This is a genomic window from Hymenobacter telluris (assembly GCF_017313265.1).
Classification (GTDB): Bacteria; Bacteroidota; Bacteroidia; order Cytophagales; family Hymenobacteraceae; genus Hymenobacter; species Hymenobacter telluris.
Genome location: NZ_JAFLQZ010000003.1, coordinates 1 through 22,176, shown reverse-complemented (window position 1 = coordinate 22,176; position 22,176 = coordinate 1). Strand labels below are relative to the sequence as shown.

Here is a 22,176-nt window from a genome sequence, read left to right as displayed (position 1 = left end):
TCACTATCCTTTGAGTGAAAAAAGGCTCATGAAAAGCGCCAGCATTTGGCTGCATGTCCCATTGCAAGAGCTACTGGTTAAGTGAATTGCTTGACCAGTAGCTCTTGCTGATACTTGTCACGGCTAAGCAGGATACACGGCCCAGCGGCTTCGATAGTGAACAAGCGTTGGAAGAATTTCCAAACTCCTCAGCTGTTGAAATGCCGCGGCCCCTGCGTTTCCTGATTCGTGTTTTTTCGGTCACATTTCAGGGTTGGCCTCGAATTCAATGAAACAGCAAGCCACTTCCTCGGGAATAACGGGCATTGCATACCTTGATATTCCGTCGTGCGTCAGCTGTAGCAGGAGGGGGTATTCATCGTACGTACCGGATCCAGCTATTATTTCAACCAGACTATCTTTTCAGTAGCACCCGACTTTGCTGCTGTACCCGCGCCACTTTCTCCCGGATTTCGGCTAGGCCCAGGTTGTGCACGCTGCCCAGGTGGGTGGTATGAAACTCACGATGCGGTACGTAGCGGCCCTGGTCCACGGCTTGGCCCACCTGCACGTACGCCTCCCGGAACGGCACGCCGGCCTGGATGAGTTGGTTGATATTTTCCACCGAGAAAATGCCGTCGTACTTCGCTTGGTTCAGCAAATCGGGCTTGATTTTCAGCTGGGGCAGGGCAAATAGTAGAATGTCGAGGATGTCGAGAAACTGCATCATCGGCTCGAACAGGATTTCCTTCAGAATCTGAAAGTCACGGTGGTAGCCGCTGGGCAGGTTGTTGGTGGCCAGCATGATGGTGGTGGGCAGGCCTTGCAGCGCGTTGCAGCGGGCCCGCACCAACTCAAACACGTCGGGGTTTTTCTTGTGCGGCATGATGCTGGACCCCGTGGTGAAAGCCGCCGGCAGCTCCACAAACGCTAAGTCCTGGCTGTTATATAGGACCAGGTCGTAGGCCAGCTTCGAGAGAGTAGCCGCCACACCCGCTAGCGCAAAAGCCACGGTTTTTTCGGTTTTGCCGCGTAGCATTTGGGCGCCCACTGAGCTAACGGCGAGGTTGCTGAACCCCATTTGCTGAGTGGTTTGTTGCCGGTCGATGGGGAAGCTGCTGCCGAAACCGGCGCCGGAGCCCAGCGGGTTTTGGTCAGCTACTGTGTGGGCGGCTTCCAGCAAGGCCAAGTCTAGGAGCAGGTGTTCGGCGTAGGCCGAAAACCACAAGCCGAAGCTGCTGGGCATGGCGGCCTGGAAGTGGGTGTAGCCGGGCATCAAGTCGGCTTGGTGGGTTTCGGCTTTTTGCAATAGCACGTCCACGAGGGCCATAATTTGGGCGGCGGCCTGCTCGGTGTAGTCTTTCAGGAACAGCTGGATGGCGGTTAGCACCTGGTCGTTGCGGGAGCGGGCCGTGTGGATTTTCTTGCCTGCGTCACCAAACTTCTCGGTCAGGTAAAACTCGATTTTTGAGTGCACGTCCTCGAAGTTTTCGTCGATAGTGAAAGTACCCGCTTCTATCTGCGCGGCTAGCTCGGTAAGGCCTTGTTGGAGTTGCTGGTTTTCTTCCTCGGAAATCAACCCCACCGATGCCAGCATGGTGGCTTGCGCCTGGGAAGCTTCCACATCGAACCGCGCCAAATATCCGTCCAATTCCCGGTCACGGCCTACCGTGAACTGCTCTATTTTCTTATCGACGGCAATGCCTTTCTCCCAGATTTTCATGCGTGTTGCGGTGTACTGCGAAGCATCTACTTCGCACATATTATAAGAGTGAGGTAGTTGGGCTGTAGAGACGCAATACTTTGCGTCTCTTTGTTGCTGAGGTGGTGCGGTTTCGCTCGTCCAACGATGAGACGCAAAGTATTGCGTCTCTACATCATAGCGCTAGCCCGTGCAGTAAAGCTACGTAGCCCCGGATTCCTGCCCGGATTTCACTGAGCAGAATGTACTCGTCGGGGGTGTGGGAGCGGGCCGAGTCGCCGGGGCCGACTTTCACGGTGTCGAAGGGCATCATGCTTTGGTCGGACAAGGTGGCTGAGCCGAACGTGCGGCAACCTAGCGCCAGCCCGCGCTGCACCACCGGATGCGTGAGGGCAATGCGCGACGAGTTGAGGTGAGTGGAACGCGGCGTTACGTCGGCGGCTACGTGCTGCCGGACGAGCTGTACCACTTCCTCGTTGGAATACAGCTCGTTGGTGCGCACGTCCACCACGAAACGGCAGGCATCGGGCACTACATTGTGCTGCGAGCCGGCCTGAATCTGCGTGACGGTGGTTTTCACGGCCCCCAGCAGCTCCGATACCTGCGGAAACTGGTACTGCTGAAACCACTGGATGTCGGGCAGGGCTTTGTACAAGGCGTTTTCGCCTTCTTCGCGGGCGGCGTGGCCGGTGCGGCCGTGCGCTACGCAGTCCAGCACCACTAGGCCTTTTTCGGCAATGGCCAGGTCCATTTGGGTTGGTTCGCCCACGATGCCTAGGTCGATAGGGGGGAGCAGCGGCAGCATGGCCCGGATACCGTTGGCGCCTGAAACTTCCTCCTCGGCCGTAATGGCACAAATCAGGTTGAACGGCAGGTTGGCTTGCTGGTGGAAGTACAGAAACGTAGCCAGCAAACTCACGGCCGAAGCTCCCGCGTCGTTGCTGCCGAGCCCGGTGAGCTTGTCGCCTTCCACTACTGCCCCGCATGGGTCGTAGGTCCAGGTGCTGCCGGGCTTCACGGTGTCGTGGTGGGAGTTGAGCAGGATAGTGGGCTTGCCGGCGTTGAACGGCCGGGTGGCGGCCCACACGTTGTTTTTGTCGCGCTGCGGCTGGGCACCGTGGAACGCCAGAAACCGAAAAATCAGGTCCGCCGTCTGGTCTTCTTCCCGCGAGAAAGAGGGCGTCTGAATCAGCTGAATCAGCAGCTGAATGGCCTCTTCGGTGAGCCGCTCGATTAGCTCCGGCATAGGATGGTCTTAACGGGTTCATTGATGCGGAGCGCATTTTCAATCACCACGCGCTCCACGCCGGCTTCCAGCGCGGCAAAGGCGTTGTCGAGCTTGGGCACCATGCCGGCCGCAATGACGCCTTCGGATTTCAGTTGCTGGTACTGGTCGGCGGTAATCTGCGGGATAACCGAGGCTTCATCGTTGATGTCAGCCAGCACGCCGTCTTTCTCGAAGCAGAAGTGCAACTCCACCGTGTAGGAGCCGGCCAGGGCCCGCGCCAACGAGCTGGCAATGGTGTCGGCGTTGGTATTAAGCAGCTGGCCGTGCCCGTCGTGGGTAATGGCGCACAGCACCGGCGTAAGGCCGGTTTCCAGCAATTGTTCCAGCAGCTTAGTGTTGACGCTATGCTCGTTTAGGTCACCCACAAAACCGTAGTCGATGGTGCGCACGGGCCGCCTGGTGGCTTGAATGACGTTGCCATCAGCGCCCGACAAGCCTAGCGCATTCACTTCTTCAGCTTGCAGCAGGGCCACGATTTGCTTGTTGGTTTTGCCGGCGTAAAACATCGTTACGATGTCGAGGGTGGCGGCGTCGGTGATGCGGCGGCCTTCCACCATCTGGGGCTCGATGCCGAGGCGTTGCAGCATCTGGTTGGCCCCTTTGCCGCCGCCGTGCACCAGAATTTTGCGGCCGGATACCTGCGCCAGTTCCGCCAGAAACTGCCCGAGTTGAGTGATGTCGTCGATTATGCCGCCGCCGATTTTAAAGATTTTCAGGACTTCGCTCATAGGTAACGAAAAGATAAAATGCAGCGCTCAGGCGGGTGCAATTGCTAAAACAGCCCCTGAAGTGGCCAAATAACCTACGCAGCACGGGGCCTGGCAGGTGGTTTTTGAAGGAAGAGGGGCAAAGTTTCCGAAAAAAAACATCTAGTTTTGCAACGATTTAGCGGCCCACTGCATTTTAAAGCCGCAGAAACCACTTCTCACCGCTCAGCGGTGCCTGTCATGATTCGTCTCTCTTCTCCTGTATGCTTGCTGCGGCCCACGACGGCCCTGCGAACAATGCCAGCTTAACCGCTGGCTGCACTACTTTGGCTGTGTTTTTGAATAGTGAAAACCAGCACGGGGAAGTCAAGGACACCCCACAGAAGAGACTTTCAACGAATTAATCTGCCTGACACGAGTGTAAGCCCTAGTGCGCCTTTTTCCGGATACTTGCCGGACTAACCCGCTCCCCCGACCCTAGCTGCTGGTCTTTTATAGCCTCCTGAGGTCTCCGTTATTTTTCGGGCTTATTTCCCCTCTGGCGCTGCCAGTTGCCGCGTAGCTTGTTACGCAAGCTTCACATTCCCATATCGTCTTTCCAAGCTTGTTGCCGTATACGAAGGCAACTAACTGAGCTTTGACCATGCTTTTACGAGTCGCCGATGCTGCCGATGCGCAGTATGTGGAAACCCTCTGTCAGTGGTACGCCGAATCCGCCAAAGCGCGCGGCGTCGGCATCGCCAAGCGCGACCCCAACTATCTGGTAAAGAAGATGGTGAAAGGCGACGCCATTATTGCCTTCATTGATGAGCAGCTGGCTGGCTTCTGCTACATCGAAACCTTTGAGGACAACAAGTTTGTCGTCAACTCGGGCCTCATTGTGAATACCGAGCTGCGCAAAGAAGGCCTGGGCCGCGCCATCAAGCACCGCGTGTTCGAGTTGTCGCGCACAAAATACCCGGCGGCCAAAATCTTCGGTATCACGACCTCAGCGGCCGTGATGAAGATCAACAACGAGCTGGGCTACCGCCCGGTCACCTTCCCCGAACTAACCCAAAGCGACGATTTCTGGAAAGGCTGCTCTAGCTGCAAAAACTATGGCATCCTGATGGAAAATGAGCGCAAAATGTGTTTGTGCACCGGCATGGTCTACGACAAGCTCGACGACCAGTATGGCCAGGTTGTGCAGGAGTCGATTGAAATTTTAAAGTATTAAGTAGTTGGTAGTACGTATTGAGACTGATTTGCAACCGTGAAAAGCTCAATGCAGATACCAACTACTCAATACCCAATACTCAATACCAATAAATGAAAAAGGTAGTTTTAGCTTACAGCGGCGGCCTGGATACTTCCTACTGCGTTGTATATCTGACCCGCGAGCTGGGTCTGGAAGTTCACACCGTCATCGTCAACTCCGGCGGCTTTTCCGAGGAAGAGCTGGCCGCCATCGAGAAGCGCGCCTATGAATTGGGCTCGACCAAGCACGAGGTAATTGACGTGACCCAGCGATTCTACCAGGACTGTTTGCGCTACCTCATTTTTGGCAATATTCTCAAGAACGACACCTACCCGCTGAGCGTTAGCGCAGAGCGCATGTTCCAGTCGCTGGCTTTGGCCGAGTACGCCCGCGAGCACAAGGCCGACTACATTGCCCACGGTAGCACCGGCGCCGGCAACGACCAGGTGCGTTTCGACGTGGCTTTCTCGGTGATTTCGCCGAACACGGAAATCATCACGCCCATCCGCGACCTGAAATTGTCGCGCCAGGCCGAGATTGATTTCCTGAACCAACACGGCTTCGAGATGAGTTGGGAAAAGGCCAAATACTCCATTAACAAGGGTATCTGGGGCACCAGTGTGGGCGGCGTCGAAACCCTGACTTCCAATCAGGCCCTGCCCGAGTCGGCGTACCCCACGCAGATCAGCGCAACCGAGCCCACCAGCATCGACATCACCTTTGAGAAGGGCGAGCCAGTGGCGCTGAATGGCAAAACCATGAACCCGGTGGAGCTGATTCAGGCCCTGAACGACCTAGCCGGCACCTACGCCATCGGCCGCGACACGCACGTAGGCGACACGATTCTCGGTATCAAAGGCCGCGTCGGTTTCGAGGCGCCCGCGCCGCTGATTCTGCTGAAAGCGCACCACCTGCTGGAGAAGCACACGTCCAGCCGGTGGCAGCTGCTGCACAAAGACTACATCGCCAACTGGTACGGCACCTTGCTGCACGAGGCGCAGTACCTCGACCCAGTGATGCGCGACATGGAAGCCTTCCTTACGTCGTCGCAGGAGCGGGTGTCGGGCAAGGTGTTCGTGACTTTGAAGCCGTATCAATTCGAGTTGCAAGGCATCGAGTCTCAGTACGACATGATGCGTTCCAAAGTGGCGACCTACGGCGAAGAAAACGACGCCTGGGACGGCCGTGACGCCAAGGGTTTCATCAAAATATTCAGCAACCAGTTGCGTATTCATAGCTCGTTCAACGATGAAAATTAAGGTCGGCATTGTAGGCGGCGCCGGCTATACGGCTGGGGAGCTGGTCCGTATTCTGCTGCACCACGAATATGCGGAGCTGGGGGCCATTGTCAGCTCCTCCAACGCCGGCAACCCCATTCATCAAGTCCACGACGACTTGGTAGGCGAAACGGACCTCGTGTTTACCTCGGAGCTGGCCGGTGACGAAGACGTAGTGTTTCTGTGCCTAGGCCACGGCAACTCCAAGGCGTGGCTGGAGAAACACGAGCTATCCGAAACAGCGCACATCATCGACCTCAGCAACGACTTCCGTTTGGAAGCTGACGCGGAGTTTGGGGGTAGGGAGTTTGTGTACGGGTTGCCGGAGTTGAACCGGAGCCGCATCCAGCAGGCCCAGAGCATTGCCAACCCCGGCTGTTTTGCCACGGCTATCCAGCTGGCGTTGCTGCCGCTGGCCCAAGCGGGCAAGCTGACGGACGATGTGCACGTGTCGGCCATTACGGGCAGTACGGGCGCGGGGCAGAGCTTGTCGGAGACGGTGCACTTCTCGTGGCGTACCAATAACGTGTCCATCTACAAGCCCTTCACGCACCAGCACCTCGGCGAAATAGGGGAGAGCCTGGCGCAGCTACAGCCGCAGCTGGACAGCGCCATGCACTTCATCCCGTACCGTGGTAACTTCTCGCGGGGCATTTTCGCCAGCGTTTATACGCCGTCGGATTTAACCCAGGACGAAGCACGGGAGCTGTACCAGAAGTTCTACGCCGATGCGCCGTTCACCACGGTATCAGATAAGGAGATTCACTTGAAGCAGGTAGTCAACACCAACAAGTGCCTGTTGCACGTGCAGAAATTCGGTAAGCAGCTGCTCATTACCTCGGTAATTGATAACCTGATAAAAGGCGCGTCGGGCCAAGCGGTACAGAACATGAATCTGCTGTTTGGCTTGCCGGAAACTACTGGTCTTGGGTTGAAGGCGGGGCTGTTTTAAGCTACTTGGTTGATAATCATGACAGCTTATAACCTTAGAATCCTGGTATTTATCGCTTTGTCAGGACTGCTGGTCTGCGCATTTGTCTTATCGATAAGAGGAATAATAAAAACCAAAGCATATCGAAGAGTTTTCTGGATACTAGGCTTTGTAGCGCTCATCCCATTTGCCCTACTAGATGCTTTTGTTGGGTTCCTATTTCTGCTCTCTTATTATCCACACTATAGTTTTGATAGAGCAGATTGGGCAAATGATGTGCAGCAGCGTTATACTATGGCTGATGATTTGGTTGATTCTAAATGGCTCATAGGGCTCACGAGAAGTCAAGCTATTGACTTACTGGGTAAGCCTTACAGAGGATGGGATAACACTATTCGTTTTGATATTGGTGACCGACCAACTATGGGTTTGGATCTTGATCCTGACGAGTTGGTTCTTGAATTGAAGGATGAAAAAGTGGTTAACTGCTACTTAAACGAAACATAAGGTACACTGTCAGAATTCATACATGGAGCTTTTCAATGTATATCCGCTCGTCAACATCACGCCGGTAAAGGCGTTGGGGGCGAAACTGTGGGACGACAAGGGCCAGGAATACCTGGATTTCTACGGCGGCCACGCCGTTATTTCCATCGGCCACAGCCACCCGCACTACGTGCAGCGCCTCACCGAGCAGTTGCAGAACATCGGTTTCTACTCCAACTCGGTACAGATTCCGATTCAGCAGGAGTTGGCCCGCAAACTAGGTCAAGTGTCGGACTACGAGGACTACTCGTTGTTTCTGTGCAATTCTGGGGCTGAGGCCAACGAGAATGCACTGAAGCTGGCGTCGTTCCACACCGGCAAAAAGCGCGTACTCGCCTTTAAAGGTGCTTTCCACGGCCGTACCTCCGGCGCGGTAGCCGCTACCGATAACCCCAAAATTGTAGCTCCCTTCAACGCCGCCCACGCCATTTCCTTCGTGGAATACGACTTGGCGGCGGTAGAGCAGGTGCTGCAAGGCGGCGACGTGTGCGCGGCCATCATCGAGCCCATCCAGGGCGTGGGGGGCATTATTATGCCATCCGACGAGTTTCTGGGGGGGCTGGCGGCGCTGTGTAAGCAGTATGGTGCCCTGCTGCTGGCCGACGAGGTGCAGAGCGGCTACGGCCGTAGCGGCAAGTTTTTCGCGCACCAGCACGCCGGTATCCGCCCCGATGTTATTTCCATAGCGAAAGGCATGGGCAACGGCTTTCCCATCGGTGGCATCCTGATTGCACCGGAACTGAAGGCGTCGTATGGGTTGCTGGGCACTACGTTCGGTGGCAACCACCTGGCTTGCGCGGCGGCGCTGGCGGTGCTGGAGGTTATCGAGCAGGAAGACTTGCTGAACCACGCTACTGAGCTAGGCCACTACCTCCGCGCCGAGCTTGAAGCCAACGCTGGTGCCGAGGAAATCCGCGGCCGTGGCCTGATGGTGGGCATCAAGTACGACTTCCCTATCAAGGACGTGCGCGACAAGCTGCTTTCAGATTTCCACATCTTCGTCGGCAACGCCTCCGACCCCACGGTGCTTCGGCTGCTGCCCCCGCTCAACATCACCAAGGCCGAAGTTGACCGATTCCTACAGGCGCTATATGCATTGACCGAGAAAGCAGTAGAGGAGATTCAACAGGCTTCGGCCCTGGACTAGAATCACTGATGCCATCAATAACGTGTAAATGTGGCAATCGAATTGGATTCGGAGAAACTCCTAACTCAATGGAGTGGCTTATGATATCTGATGTTGTTTATGACAGTTACACCGGAATGATTGATGCAGAGGTTCTTTACAAAGACATGAAATCCACTTTTGTCTGCAACCAGTGTGAGAGGCTTTGGATTTTCTGGAATGGATTTCAAACCGATCCTATCTGCTACTCGAAAGACAATTGATTCAGCAAGTGGATAACAAAAAAGTAAAGCTAATCCTCAAAAAGGCACTAAATACCAGCGCTGTACGCAATTATTCCGGCCGGGGTAAGAAAGTAAACGACTTGTAACCTAACTTGCAGCCTTAATGAGTAGCACGACGAAGTTTACGAGCCAGGCTCCCCTTCTGATTAGCTGCACGCTGCCATTGGCCACTATTGCGCAGCAACCGGCTGGTTCTTTCCGTGAAAGAACGGCCACCTACGTTTCCTTTCAGCAGCCGAGCCCGCCAGACTTCCCGATGCCTGACATCCGGAAGCGGTATTGTACGGAACTGATTGACTTACCTTCTTTCGCCTTCCGCTTAACTTACCTCCTGCTTCGGCTGGAACAGACCCCTGATTTACGGTCCTGTTCCAGCCGAAAAAGTATCGGGTCGGTTCCAGCAGTGGGCCGTAGCGCGAAAATCCGTTTCGCGACGAGCCGCAGGCGAGTTCCGGAGCTTTGGGAGGTGCCGTATTGGCGCCGCAGGCGCCACGCGGAACGGAAGCCACAGGGTTTCCGCGCTACCGCTTCGCCCGTCGCAATGTTAAAAGTAGCTGCGGGCCTGACTACAGAAAATCAATAATAGGGTAAACCTTTTTTCGCATAACAGAGTGGAAAACGCTAAATCGGTAAAACTCATTCTCGAAGACGGCACTGAAATCCAGGGCCAATCTTTCGGCGCCTTTACCTCCGCCGCGGGCGAGGTGGTGTTCAGCACGGCCATGACCGGCTACCCCGAAAACCTCACCGACCCGTCCTTCGCCGGCCAGATTCTGGTGCTGACCTACCCGATGGTGGGCAACTACGGCGTGCCCGGCGAGGAACTGTACGAGTCGATTTCCAAGATTTTCGAGTCGGACAAGATTCACATTGCCGGCCTCGTGGTGAACTACTACTCCGAGGAGCACAGCCACTGGAATGCTGCCAAAAGCCTCGGTGACTGGCTCAAGGAGTACAACATCCCCGGCATCTTCGGCGTGGATACCCGCATGCTCACCAAAATCCTGCGGGAGAAAGGTGCTATGCTGGGCAAGATTGTAGCCGAGGAAGATGTGGAGCTCCACGACCCCAATCAGGACAATCTGGTGGCCCAGGTGAGCCCTACTGAGGTAAAGCACTACGGGAACGGCCAGCACAAAATCGTGCTCGTCGACTGCGGCACCAAAACCAACATCATCCGCTGCTTCCTGCAGCGCGACGTAGAGCTGATTCGGGTGCCCTGGGACTACGACTTCACCCAGCTCGACTACGACGGCCTGTTCCTCAGCAACGGCCCCGGCGACCCGAAGATGTGCACCGCCACCATCCAGCACTTGCAAACCGCGCTAGGCCAGGACAAGCCCATTTTCGGCATCTGCCTAGGCTCCCAACTGATGGGCCTGGCGGCGGGCGGTGACACGTTCAAGCTGAAGTACGGCCACCGCAGCCATAACCAGCCGGTGAAACTTACGGGCACCCAGCGCAGCTACATCACCAGCCAGAACCACGGCTTCGCGGTGGATACCGCCACGCTGCCCGCCGAGTGGGACATGCTGTTCGAAAACCTCAACGACGGCACCTGCGAAGGCATCAAGCACAAGACCAAGCCGTTCTTCTCCACCCAGTTCCACCCTGAAGCCGCCGGCGGCCCCGAGGATACGGAGTATTTGTTCGATGACTTCCTGAAAGCCGTAGCTGAGCATAAGGGCGCGACGAAATAAAAGAACGTCATGCTGAGCTTGCCGAAGCATCTCTACCGCTTCGTTGATAAAGTAACTCTCAAACAATTTGTCAAATGAGCTTGCAAAAGATTGCTGTTTGGGCTGATGGTAGAACCGAACCTATAATTGCCTCGGGAACGGCAATAATTCTAGTTCAAAACCGGAAGACAGAAGTTGGTAGGCTTATTTTAGAAGACGACGATTACGGCAGTTTTTCTATCGAGCACCCGGTCAATTCTGAAGAATTAAATACAGCCGCACTCAACGTCATCAATCAAGAGCCTGAATTACTAGACTCACAATCTTCAGTAATCGTGCTCTGTCCGCAAGATATTGCCTCTAAGATGTTCTGGCCAGCTTGACAGCATGTACGTCTACATTCTGACCAACCAAACCCAAACTGTTTTATATACAGGCGTCACCAACGACCTCACGCGACGACTTTACGAGCATAGTAACGGCCGTGGTGATGTAGATAAGTTTACTGGAAAATATCAAACGGATTTGCTGGTATACTTTGAAGTTTGCCCTGATGCTATACAGGCTATAGCACGGGAAAAGCAGTTGAAAGGCTGGACGCGCCAGAAAAAGGATGCGTTAATTAGTGCGTTCAACCCAACTTGGCAGGCCATTGACTTAGAAACGTGGGCTGGTTGATTTTGCAACGAAGCGGTAGAGATGTTTCGACTCCGCTGCGCTCCGCTCAACATGACGTGTTGCCAACTTGCTCCTCTCACCCATCACTCCCAACGCACTACTCTTATGCCAGCAAAACGCAGAGGTTTTCCGAACTGGGGGTATCTACTGTTGGGCGCACTGGCTTTCGCGGGGTTCTATTTCATCAAGAACATGGGCCAGCAGACAGTTTTGAAAGCTATACTGGGAGAACCAGCCGACTTGGTCAACAAGGCCATGAATTCGGCCCGTGTTTCACCGCGGATAACCAATAAAACGGGCCCTATAACTGCTAAAAAATTCAAGGTGGAGAAACTCGGCGCTACCAAAGATTCTCTCTCCTTCCGCTTCTTCCTGGATGGTGAGCGGGCCGATGCCACCGTCCGGCTTTGGATGGCCCGGCGCCCGTCGGGTGAATGGCACATAGTGAAAAGTGACACCGTCTTTACCGAATAGAAACTTCCCTCACCTAAACCACCGGCTGTAGCCGACTTAGTACGACTGCCTTTTGAACATGACCGCACCCGCGGCCTGTTACCCCAACCCTTAGAATGGAAAAACCCAACAAAGTTCTCATCCTCGGTTCCGGTGCCCTCAAAATTGGAGAGGCCGGTGAGTTCGATTACTCCGGTTCTCAGGCCCTCAAGGCGCTGAAAGAGGAAGGCATCCGCACCATCCTCATCAACCCCAACATTGCCACCGTGCAGACGTCGGACAACATTGCCGACGACGTGTACTTCCTGCCCGTGACGCCCTTTTTCGTGGAGGAAGTCATCAAGAAAGAGCAGCCCGATGGCATTCTGGTGGCGTTTGGGGGCCAAACGGCCTTGAACTGCGCCGTGGCCTTGTTTCGCGCCGGCGTGTTTGAGAAGTACAACGTGAAGGTGCTGGGCACGCCCGTGCAAAGCATCATCGACACCGAGGACCGGGATATTTTCAAGGAGAAGCTCGACCAGATTGGTGTACTCTCGGCCCGCAGCGTGGCCGTGACCAACATGGACGACGCGCTGGCGGCGGCCGAGAAAATCGGTTTCCCGATTATCGTGCGGGCGGCGTTTGCGCTGGGTGGCTTGGGTAGCGGTTTCGCCAACAACATGGACGAGCTGCGGACCCTGGCCCAGAAATCCTTCACCACCTCCGACCAGATTCTGGTGGAAGAGTCGTTGAAAGGCTGGAAGGAAGTGGAGTACGAAGTGGTGCGCGACCAGTATGATAACTGCATCACGGTCTGCAACATGGAGAACTTCGACCCCATCGGGATTCACACCGGGGAGAGCATCGTGGTAGCTCCGTCGCAGACGCTGAGCAACCGCGAGTACCACAAGCTGCGCAGCATCGGTATCAAAACCATTCGCCACCTCGGCATTGTGGGCGAGTGCAACATTCAGTACGCTCTCGACCCGGTGTCGGAGGACTACCGCGTGATTGAGGTGAATGCCCGCTTGTCGCGCTCCTCGGCGCTGGCTTCCAAGGCCACGGGCTACCCGCTGGCTTTCGTGGCGGCCAAGCTGAGTTTGGGCTACTCGCTGTCGGAACTGAAAAACAGCGTGACGCAGACGACTTCGGCTTTCTTCGAGCCGGCGCTGGACTACGTGGTGGTAAAGCTGCCGCGCTGGGACTTGGGCAAGTTTGAGGGCGTGAACCGGCAGATTGGCTCGGCCATGAAGAGCGTGGGCGAGGTAATGGCCATCGGCAAATCCTTCGAGGAAGCCATTCAGAAAGGCTTGCGCATGTTGGATACCGGCAAGCGCGGCTTCGTGGCCAACAAGCCTGAAACCGTGGACAACGCCACGATTGACAAGCTGCTGAGCGAGCCCAACGAGGAGCGCATCTTCGCCATCAACTTGGCCTTCGAGGCCGGCTACACCCTGGCGCAGGTGCACGACCTGACCAAGATTGACCACTGGTTCCTGCAGCGCCTCTACACCATCTTCGAGCTAAGCAATCAACTCGCCGCCAAGCGCGGCAACGGCCTGGATGCGCTGGAAACTGGTCTGCTGCGCGACGTGAAGAAGGCCGGTTTCTCGGACCAGCAAATTGCCGTGAAGCTGCTGGGCGAAGGCGACGTGAAAGCCGACGAGCTGCTGGTGCGGGCCCGACGCAAGGCCTTGGGCGTGCTGCCCGTCATCAAGCAGATTGACACGCTGGCCGCCGAATTTCCCGCCAAAACCAATTACCTCTACAGCACCTACCACGGCACCGAAAACGACTTGGCGCAAGAAACCGACAAGTCGATTGTGGTGCTGGGCTCGGGCGTGTACCGCATCGGTAGCTCCGTGGAGTTCGACTGGTGCGGCGTGAATGCCGTGCAAACGGCCGCCGAGGAGGGCTACAAAACCATCATCATCAACTACAACCCCGAAACCGTTTCCACCGACTACGACGTGTCGGACCGGCTGTACTTCGAGGAGCTGAGCTTCGAGCGGGTGATGGACATTCTGGAGTTCGAACAGCCCCAAGGCGTAATTTTGAGCACCGGCGGCCAGATTCCGAATAACCTCGCCACTCGTCTGGCCGACGCCCAGGCGCCCATTTTGGGCACCGCGCCGGCTCGCATCGATGAAGCCGAGAACCGCCACAAGTTCAGCAGCATCATGGACGAGCTGGGCATTGCGCAGCCTCGCTGGAAGGAGCTGACCTCCCTGGAAGCTATGTTCGAGTTTGTAGGGGAAGTGGGCTACCCGGTGCTGATTCGCCCGAGTTACGTGCTGTCGGGGGCGTCTATGAACGTGGTTTCCAACGCTTTCGAGATGGAAGCGTTCCTGAAAGCCGCCGCCGAAGTAAGCGCCGAATACCCGGTGGTGGTGTCGGAGTTTATGCAGGAAGCCAAGGAAATTGAGCTGGACGCGGTAGCCGACAAAGGCGAAATCGTGAGCTACGCCATTTCCGAGCACGTGGAGTTTGCCGGTGTGCACTCCGGCGACGCCACCATGTACTACCCGCCCCAGCGCGTGTACGTGGGCACGGTGCGCAAGCTCAAAATCATTGCCGAGAAGATTGCCAAGCGCTACGAAATCAGCGGGCCGTTCAACATCCAGTTCCTGGAGAAAAACCGCGAAATCCGGGTGATTGAGTGCAATATCCGCGCTTCCCGCTCCTTCCCGTTCGTGTCGAAAGTATCGGGCAACAACCTCATCAAGAAAGCCACCCAGGTACTGCTGGGCAAGAAAGTTGAGCGTGATGCGAGCGAGCTGGTCTACGACCTGCCCTTCGTGGGCGTGAAAGCCCCGCAGTTCTCGTTCACCCGCCTGCCCGGCGCCGACCCCGTGCTGCGCGTCGACATGGTGAGCACCGGCGAAGTCGGCTGCCTGGGCGACACGGCCGAGGAAGCCCTGCTAAAGTCGATGCTGAGCGTGGGCTACAAGATTCCGCAGAAGTCGATACTGATTTCCAGCGGCCCCATCATCTCCAAGATAGCCCTGCTGGAATCGGCGCGGTTGCTGGTGCAAAGCGGCTACACCATCTACGCCACGCAGGGCACGCACCGCTTCTTCGCCGAACACAACGTGCCCAGCTCCCTGGTCTTCTGGCCCGACGACCACCAGGAGCCCAACGTGCTGACCTACCTCAAGGAAAAGAAAATCGACCTGGTCATCAACATCCCCAAGAACCTCTCGAAGGGCGAGCTGGACAACGACTACAAAATCCGCCGCACCGCCATCGACTTTGGGGTTGGTTTGCTGACGAATGCGCGGTTAGCGAAGGCGTTTATCCAGGCCTTCTGCACCCTGGAAATGAAGGACCTGAAGATCAAGAGCTGGAACGAGTATAAGGCGATGTAAATTGACAGAGCGGGCCCGATAGGGCTCGCTCTATTTTATATGGAACAGCTTCTTCGTTTAAAAGCTATTTGGGAACGCAGAAAAATCAGGTCTGAATGGACGGTAAGCGAATCTGATATTCTAAAATTTGAAACCGACCGCAACGTAAGATTTCCGGAAGATTTACGTAGCTACTTCACCCTTGTAAATGGCATGGACGGCGAAGTAGATGACGGGTGGTATGAATTTTATTCATTGAATAAAGTAGATGATGTCGTTACTCTATTAGGGAATTACGGAATCCCGAGACATGGTGAATCAATAGCCATTATAAAGAATCCAGAAAATTGTTTCGTACTCGCCGATTACTCAATCAATCTTATAGCATATGTAATTAGGCTGAATCCTATTGATTCAGAACGAAACGAAGTATATGCCATATGTGGCGGTGTTCATAAAGTCATAGCAGAGTCATTTTCAGATTTTATTTCTCTGTACCTGAATAGTCCTGATAAATTAATGATTTGACTTAAAGCGAGTTGCTTTTTTGGCATTACTCGTGATAAAGTAGTTGCATTACCTTCGCCGTACCGCACGGTTATTCCACCTCACCACACGGCCACCTTAAAAAAGGTGAAGCCCTAGCTGGTGGAACAACTAGGGCTTCGAGAAGCAGGTGGAACAAGCACCTAACTTCTTGCTGCTATGAGAAGAAATCGTGCGTCGAAGGTACGGAAGAAATCCGTCCTTCGTAAACCTATACCGCCGGAAGCTCCGAAAAGTTTCTGGCGGTGGCTGATGCTGGAAACGGTCAAGGTGGCACTCGCCGCTGCGGCCCGTCACTGGCTCGGCTAATCGGTTGGCAAGGGGCTGGGCCGGCAGGTTCGGCCCCTTGTTTTTACTTCTACATCCTGAATCACACCCTATGAAAAACTTCACCTCCTTCGCCGATGCGGGCGACTATAAAGCGCTATTGCAGCAGGCCCTGGAAATCAAGGCCAACCCGTTTGGCTACCAGCACATCGGGCGCAACAAAACCGTTGGGCTCATCTTCTTTAACCCCAGCCTGCGTACCCGCCTGAGTTCGGTGAAGGCGGCTTATAACCTGGGCGCGCAGGCCTGGGTGCTCAACGCCGGCGCCGACTCCTGGACGCTGGAAATGGCCGATGGCGCGGTGATGAACGGCGGTACGCAGGAGCACATCAAGGAGGCCATTGCCGTGATGAGCCAGTATTGCGACGTGCTGGGCGTGCGCACTTTCCCCACGCTCAAGGACCGGGAGGCCGACTACAGCGAGGAAGTCTTTAACAAGATTCTGAAGTACGCCACCGTGCCCGTTATCAGCCTGGAAAGCGCCACGCTGCACCCGCTGCAAAGCTTCGCCGACCTGATTACGGTGGCCGAAACCAAGCAGAAGGAGCGCGTGAAAGTGGTGCTCACCTGGGCCCCCCACGTGCGCGCCCTGCCCCAGTGCGTGCCCAATTCCTTTGCCGATTGGTTTTCGGAAGTGGACTGGGTGGACTTCGTGATAACCCACCCCAAGGGCTACGAACTGGACCCCAAGTTCACGAAAGGCGCCCGCATCGAGTACGACCAGAAGAAGGCCCTGGAAGGCGCCGACTTCGTGCAGGCCAAGAACTGGAGCAGCTACCAAGATTACGGCCAGGTCATCAGCAACGACCCCAGCTGGATGCTCACGCCCGAGCACATGGCCGGCACCCACGATGCGAAATTTCTGCACTGCCTGCCTGTGCGCCGCAACGTGGAAGTATCCGACGCTATTCTGGATTCGCCAAATTCATTGGTGATTCAGGAGGCCGGTAACCGGGTATTCTCCATGCAAACTGTGCTGCACGAGCTGCTGAAGTAATGGTGCATAATTCGGGCAAAATGAACCTTACTGCGGTAGTAGTGTTTAGGGCTACTCGATTTGGCTGGTCAGCCAACTCTGAATAGTTCACCAAAACCCCAGTTCATGAAAAAGCTACTTGTTCTCGCCGCTGTGTTTGTAACAGGTGTTTCTGCCGCCAACGCACAAACCACCAATACCACGACCACGACGACCACCACGGAGCCTCAGCAGAGCACCACCACGCAGACCCAGCCTGCCACGGGAACTATCAACTCGACCACCACCACCACGCCTCTCAGCACGACTACCGTAGAAACTCAGTCTACCACTACCGCCGCGCCAGCTACTACCATCCCGGCTGATACGGATGTGAAGGCGAAAGACAAAAAGAAGAAGTCGAAAGTAAAAGCCAGCCCGTACTAGGTCTGCAACCGGTGCTTTGGCACCACCCAACAAAAAACCCGGTTGCCACATTGGCACCGGGTTTTTTGTTGGGTGGTAGGCGTAATCAAGGGCTACTTCTGGGCCGGTTCAAGCGGAAGTACGGCGGGCGTTACTTTGCGGGGTTTGCGGCTCATCAGAAACACGCCCCCGAAAATGAGCAGCGCCTGTATGGCCTTGGTGGTGGTGAGGCTGTCTTTGCCCAGCGCCACGGCAATGCCCACGGCCAAGGCCGGTTGCAGGTAGATGTAGGCCCCAAGCAGAGCTGGGGAGGCGTACTTCAAGGCCCAGTTATTGAGCAGATACGCCAGAATAGTCACGCACACCACCATGAACACGATGGCTGCCCAGATACTGGGCGGGAAGCTGGCGTAGTCGGGGGTGCGGACCTGCTGCCAGCCGGCGGGCACCGCCAGCACCAGCCCCACCTGAAAAATGCGGGCCAGCACCGTAAACGGCTGGTACGTGCGCATGAGCGGCATTACCAGCACCAAATACAGCCCGAAAGCCGTGGCGTTGAGCAAGATAAACAAGTTGCCGAGCACCACATTCTGGCCCGCGGCGCCCGGCGTCCGGCCCAGAATGATAAGCGCAGCGCCCATGCCCGCCATGCCCAGCCCCAGCACCCGCGGCACCGTCAGCCGCTCACCCAACAGCACCACCGAGGCCAGCACTGTCACGACGGGCGTAATGGTTTGGATGAGCGAGGCGTTGATGGGCGTGGTCAGGTTGAGGCCCGAGAAAAACAGCAGCTGATTCAGCCCGATACCCAGCACGCCGCACGCCACCGCCCGCAGGTTGTCGGCGCGGCCCCGGATACGGTCGTGAGGTGCTACTAGGCGGCTCAGGACCGTGAAGAATAGCGTGGCCCCCACAATGCGCAGCAGCACCAGCCCAAAGGGGCCCATGTAGCGCGGCATTACATCCTTGGAAATGCTGTAGTTGGCGGCGTAAATCAACGCTACCACGAATAAGGCCGCGTGGACCTTGACGGAATTTTTCATGCGCCGCAAAGGTACGCCGGGATGTAACGCGGAAGTCCTGTGGTTTCCGCGCTACTTCCTGCCGTACTTTTACAACCTGATCTTGCTTTCCTTATGTCTACCGGCTCCCTTTTCGATTCCGAACCTACCTTAGCCTCCAACCTGCGCCCTAAAGCTGCCGACAACGCGCCGCTGGCCGAGCGGCGGCGGCCTCGCACCCTGGAGGAATACGCCGGGCAGCAGCACCTCATCGGGCCTGAGGGGGTGCTGCGGCGTTACCTGAATGCGGGCCGCTTGCCCAGCCTGATTCTGTGGGGCCCGCCGGGCGTAGGCAAAACCACCTTGGCGCACCTGTTGGCCGAAGAGCTGCACAAGCCGTTTGTGGCCTTGAGCGCCATTAACGCGGGCGTGAAAGATGTGCGCGAGGTGATTGAGCGGGCCAAAAAGCAGCGGGGCACCATTCTGTTTATCGACGAGATTCACCGCTTCAGCAAAAGCCAGCAGGACGCCTTGCTGGGTGCCGTGGAGCAGGGCATTGTCACGCTAATTGGAGCCACCACCGAAAATCCGTCGTTCGAGGTGATTCCGGCCGTGCTGAGCCGGGCGCAGGTGTACGTGCTGGAACCACTGAGCAAGGAAGTGCTGACCGACCTGGTAGACAAAGCCCTGACCGAAGACGAGCAGCTGCGCCAGAAAAAGGTGCGGGTGCAGGAATACGGCGCGCTGCTCACCATTTCGGGCGGTGATGCGCGCAAGCTGCTCAACCTGCTGGAAATCGTGGTGGAATCCAGCCGGCCCGACCCGGAAACCGGTGAAATCAGTATCACCGACGACGGCGTGCAGCAGCTCGCCCAACAGCACCTCGCGCGCTACGACAAAGGCGGCGAAATGCACTACGACGTTATTTCGGCCTTCATCAAGAGCATCCGCGGCTCCGACCCCAACGCGGCGCTGTACTACCTGGCCGTGATGCTGGAAGGCGGCGAAGACCCCAAGTTCATTGCGCGCCGCCTGCTTATTCTGGCCTCCGAAGACGTGGGCATGGCCAACCCCAATGCCCTGATGCTGGCGCAAAGCTGTTTCCAGGCCGTAACGGTCATCGGTATGCCCGAAGGTGACATTATTCTGGGCCAGACGGTGGTGTACCTCGCCACCTCGCCCAAGAGCAACGCCAGCTACAAGGCCATCCGGGAGGCACGGGCGCTGGTGCGGCAGCAGGGCGTGCAACCGGTGCCCATTCCGCTGCGCAACGCCCCCACCAAGCTCATGAAGGACCTCGGCTACGGCGGCCAGTACCAATACTCGCACGATTACCCCGGCAACTTCGCCTACCAGGAATTTCTGCCCGATGCCCTCAGCGGTACCACGTTCTACCACCCCGGCCACAACCCCGCCGAAACCAAAATCCAGGACCGCCTGCGCCAGCTCTGGGGGGAGAAGTACGGGTATTGAAAGGAAATGGTGTAGCGCGAAGCCTTTGCTTCGCGTATCGTTGAACAACTGGCAGACGACGTGGAAGTCAGCAACGATACGCGAAGCAAAGGCTTCGCGCTACAGCCACCAAAGAACTGTGCCTTTTTCTATATCTGTTCGCACTTCCAGCGGCTTGAATCAATAACTTGCTTGCGGTTTATTGTTCTGTCAAAGCAAAACGCAACCTACACCGTCTGCTTTGGTGTCCTTCGCCTACATTCATTCACTTCGTGATTTATGAGACAATTTTTTAAGTACGTGCTGGCCACCGTCACGGGCCTGTTTGTGTTTGGCCTGCTCAGCCTCCTGGTGCTGGTGGTGTTTGTGGCGGCGCTGGCGTCTTCCGACAACAAGGAGGTAACCGTCGCCAGCGACTCGGTGCTGGAACTCAAGCTCGATAAGCCCATTGCCGAGCGGGAAAGCCGCCATTCGTTCGGGGCCATGTTCAGCAGCCAGGCCGACGACATCGGGCTGGACCAGCTGAAAGCCAGCATCCGGCGGGCCAAAACCGATGCCGACATCAAGGGCATTTTCCTGAACGTGGAGCTGGTGCAGGGCGGCATGGCTTCGCTGGAAGAAGTGCGCGACGCGCTGCTGGACTTCAAGAAGTCGGGCAAGTTCATTGTGGCCTATGCCGATGCCGCTTCCGAGAAGAGCTACTATTTGACCTCGCTGGCCAACCGTATTTACCTCAATCCGCAGGGTACGCTGGAATTCAACGGCTTGAGCTCGGAGACGATGTACTACAAAAACCTGTTCTCCAAGGCGGGTATCGAGCCCCAGATTTTCCGCGTGGGGTCGTTTAAGAGTGCGGTGGAGCCGTTTTTCCGGGAGAACATGTCGGATTCGGCGCGTCTGCAAACCACCTCGTTTCTGAACTCCATCAACGACTTCACCCTGGGCCACGTGGCCGAAGCCCGTAAGATTTCCCCGGCCCGCCTCAAAGTCATTTCCGACTCCATGCTGGTACACAACGCCGATGATGCCAAGCGCCTCGGCCTCGTGACGCACCTCGGCTACTACGACCAGGCCCTCGACTACATGAAAGGCAAGCTGGGCGTGGAGAAAGACGATAAACTGAGCCTCGTGAGTTTGGGCGACTACAGCAAAGCCGACGACGAGGAAGGCAGCACCAGCGGCAACCGCATTGCCGTCATCTACGCCGATGGCGACATCGTGACCGGCAAAGGCTCCGATGATAACATCGGCAGCACCAAGTTCGCGGAAGCCATCCGCAAAGCCCGCCTCGATGATAAGGTGAAGGCCGTAGTACTGCGCGTGAACTCGCCCGGCGGCTCGTCGCTGGCTTCGGATATCATCTACCGCGAAGTGCTCTTGACCAAGAAAGTGAAGCCGATTGTGTGCTCGATGTCGGATGTGGCGGCCAGCGGCGGCTACTTCATTGCCATGGGCTGCGACACGATTGTGGCCCATCCGAACACCATTACCGGCAGCATCGGCGTATTCGGGGTACTGCCTAACATCGAGCCATTGCTGCGCGACAAGCTCGGCATCACCACGGACCGGGTAACCACCGGCATGTTCTCGGACTTCCCCACTGTTACCCGTGCCCTCACGCCGTTCGAGAAAACGCAGTTCCAAAACGAAATCAACCGCATCTACGCCGACTTCACCACCAAAGCCGCCCAGGGCCGCCACATGCCAGTGGAAAAGCTGCGCGGCTATGCTTCCGGCCGGGTATGGTCGGGCTCCGAGGCCAAAGCCCGCGGCCTGGTAGACGTGCTCGGCTCGTTCGACGATGCCTTGCGCATTGCCGCCCGCCGTGCCAAGCTCAGGGAAGGCGACTACCGCATCCAGAAGCTGCCACGCCAGCGCACCTTCGCCGAGACAATCTTCAGCGGCTTCAGCGAGGAAGTGAAGCTGCGCATGGTAAAGGAGGAAATGGGCCCGATGTACCCCGTATATCAGCAGTACAAGAAGCTCTCGGAAATGAAAGGCGCCCAAATGCGCATGCCGTTCGAACTGAATATCAACTAGATTATTACAAGCTAGTTCCCCTCCTTTTTCAAGGAGGGGTGCCCGCAGGGCGGGGTGGTAAAACCGTTAGAACGAGTACTAGCTTTAGTTTTCTAATTCTAGTCGACCACCCCGCCCTGCGGGCACCCCTCCTTGAAAAAAGGAGGGGAACTAGCTTTTAGAGTCAATTTCAACAATAACCTTCATGCAGCACCTTCACCAAGCCGCCGACTACCT

19 protein-coding genes are annotated in these 22,176 nt (G+C 56.3%); 15 read left to right on the top strand and 4 right to left on the bottom strand.

The window, feature by feature from the left end; translation table 11 throughout:
• Nucleotides 1-394: 394 nt before the first annotated feature.
• The 3 genes from argH to argB all read right to left on the bottom strand — a co-directional run bounded on the left by argH (nucleotide 395) and on the right by argB (nucleotide 3,697).
• Nucleotides 395-1,702, bottom strand: a complete 1,308-nt coding sequence (argH, locus tag J0X19_RS05020; RefSeq protein WP_206982043.1) for an argininosuccinate lyase — start codon at nucleotides 1,700-1,702, stop codon at nucleotides 395-397.
• A gap of 154 nt (nucleotides 1,703-1,856) precedes the next feature.
• Nucleotides 1,857-2,927, bottom strand: a complete 1,071-nt coding sequence (locus J0X19_RS05015; RefSeq protein ID WP_206982042.1) for a M20 family metallo-hydrolase — start codon at nucleotides 2,925-2,927, stop codon at nucleotides 1,857-1,859.
• On the bottom strand, nucleotides 2,915-3,697 hold the full coding sequence (argB, locus tag J0X19_RS05010; protein ID WP_206982041.1) for an acetylglutamate kinase: 783 nt from the start codon (nucleotides 3,695-3,697) through the stop codon (nucleotides 2,915-2,917). The genes J0X19_RS05015 and argB overlap by 13 nt, the downstream gene beginning before the upstream one ends.
• 622 nt (nucleotides 3,698-4,319) lie before the next feature.
• Here argB and J0X19_RS05005 point away from each other — a divergent pair.
• The 13 genes from J0X19_RS05005 (at nucleotide 4,320) to J0X19_RS04945 (ending at nucleotide 17,488) form a co-directional block, all read left to right on the top strand.
• A complete protein-coding gene (locus J0X19_RS05005) occupies nucleotides 4,320-4,892 on the top strand; it encodes a GNAT family N-acetyltransferase (protein ID WP_206982039.1) in 573 nt (190 codons plus the stop codon).
• 92 nt (nucleotides 4,893-4,984) lie between these two features.
• On the top strand, nucleotides 4,985-6,172 hold the full coding sequence (argG, locus tag J0X19_RS05000; RefSeq protein ID WP_206982037.1) for an argininosuccinate synthase: 1,188 nt from the start codon (nucleotides 4,985-4,987) through the stop codon (nucleotides 6,170-6,172).
• Complete coding sequence (argC, locus tag J0X19_RS04995) at nucleotides 6,162-7,142, top strand: N-acetyl-gamma-glutamyl-phosphate reductase (RefSeq protein WP_206982035.1); 981 nt, start codon at nucleotides 6,162-6,164, stop codon at nucleotides 7,140-7,142. The genes argG and argC overlap by 11 nt, the downstream gene beginning before the upstream one ends.
• An 18-nt stretch (nucleotides 7,143-7,160) precedes the next feature.
• A complete protein-coding gene (locus J0X19_RS04990; RefSeq protein ID WP_206982033.1) occupies nucleotides 7,161-7,628 on the top strand; it encodes a hypothetical protein in 468 nt (155 codons plus the stop codon).
• A 22-nt stretch (nucleotides 7,629-7,650) separates the two neighbouring features.
• Complete coding sequence (locus tag J0X19_RS04985) at nucleotides 7,651-8,814, top strand: aspartate aminotransferase family protein (protein ID WP_206982031.1); 1,164 nt, start codon at nucleotides 7,651-7,653, stop codon at nucleotides 8,812-8,814.
• 874 nt (nucleotides 8,815-9,688) lie between these two features.
• Entirely contained in the window at nucleotides 9,689-10,777 is a 1,089-nt protein-coding gene (gene carA / locus J0X19_RS04980; RefSeq protein WP_206982029.1) for a glutamine-hydrolyzing carbamoyl-phosphate synthase small subunit, read from the top strand.
• A gap of 80 nt (nucleotides 10,778-10,857) precedes the next feature.
• Entirely contained in the window at nucleotides 10,858-11,139 is a 282-nt protein-coding gene (locus tag J0X19_RS04975; RefSeq protein ID WP_206982027.1) for a hypothetical protein, read from the top strand.
• A 4-nt stretch (nucleotides 11,140-11,143) separates the two neighbouring features.
• Nucleotides 11,144-11,434 carry a GIY-YIG nuclease family protein gene (locus J0X19_RS04970; protein ID WP_206982025.1) on the top strand — a complete coding sequence of 97 codons (291 nt, stop codon included), beginning with the start codon at nucleotides 11,144-11,146 and terminating at the stop codon, nucleotides 11,432-11,434.
• Nucleotides 11,435-11,539: 105 nt separating this feature from the next.
• Nucleotides 11,540-11,908 (top strand): hypothetical protein, encoded by a 369-nt coding sequence (locus J0X19_RS04965; protein ID WP_206982023.1) that lies wholly within the window; start codon nucleotides 11,540-11,542, stop codon nucleotides 11,906-11,908.
• Nucleotides 11,909-12,003: 95 nt separating this feature from the next.
• On the top strand, nucleotides 12,004-15,234 hold the full coding sequence (gene carB, locus J0X19_RS04960) for a carbamoyl-phosphate synthase (glutamine-hydrolyzing) large subunit (protein WP_206982022.1): 3,231 nt from the start codon (nucleotides 12,004-12,006) through the stop codon (nucleotides 15,232-15,234).
• Between the two features lie 39 nt (nucleotides 15,235-15,273).
• Nucleotides 15,274-15,741, top strand: coding sequence for an SMI1/KNR4 family protein (locus J0X19_RS04955; RefSeq protein ID WP_206982012.1), 468 nt, complete (start codon nucleotides 15,274-15,276; stop codon nucleotides 15,739-15,741).
• 397 nt (nucleotides 15,742-16,138) lie between these two features.
• A complete protein-coding gene (locus J0X19_RS04950; protein ID WP_206982010.1) occupies nucleotides 16,139-17,083 on the top strand; it encodes an N-acetylornithine carbamoyltransferase in 945 nt (314 codons plus the stop codon).
• A gap of 105 nt (nucleotides 17,084-17,188) precedes the next feature.
• The gene (locus J0X19_RS04945) at nucleotides 17,189-17,488 is read left to right on the top strand and encodes a hypothetical protein (RefSeq protein ID WP_206982008.1); all 300 of its coding nucleotides are present in this window, start codon (nucleotides 17,189-17,191) and stop codon (nucleotides 17,486-17,488) included.
• Between the two features lie 92 nt (nucleotides 17,489-17,580).
• Here J0X19_RS04945 and J0X19_RS04940 read toward each other — a convergent pair whose 3' ends face one another.
• Nucleotides 17,581-18,510, bottom strand: coding sequence for a DMT family transporter (locus tag J0X19_RS04940; protein ID WP_206982006.1), 930 nt, complete (start codon nucleotides 18,508-18,510; stop codon nucleotides 17,581-17,583).
• Between the two features lie 93 nt (nucleotides 18,511-18,603).
• On the opposite strand from J0X19_RS04940, the gene J0X19_RS04935 reads away from it, so the two are divergent.
• Nucleotides 18,604-19,941: a replication-associated recombination protein A gene (locus J0X19_RS04935; protein WP_206982004.1), complete on the top strand. Its 1,338-nt coding sequence runs from the start codon at nucleotides 18,604-18,606 to the stop codon at nucleotides 19,939-19,941.
• Between the two features lie 258 nt (nucleotides 19,942-20,199).
• Nucleotides 20,200-21,960, top strand: a complete 1,761-nt coding sequence (sppA, locus tag J0X19_RS04930) for a signal peptide peptidase SppA (protein WP_206982002.1) — start codon at nucleotides 20,200-20,202, stop codon at nucleotides 21,958-21,960.
• The last annotated feature ends 216 nt before the right edge of the window (nucleotides 21,961-22,176 follow it).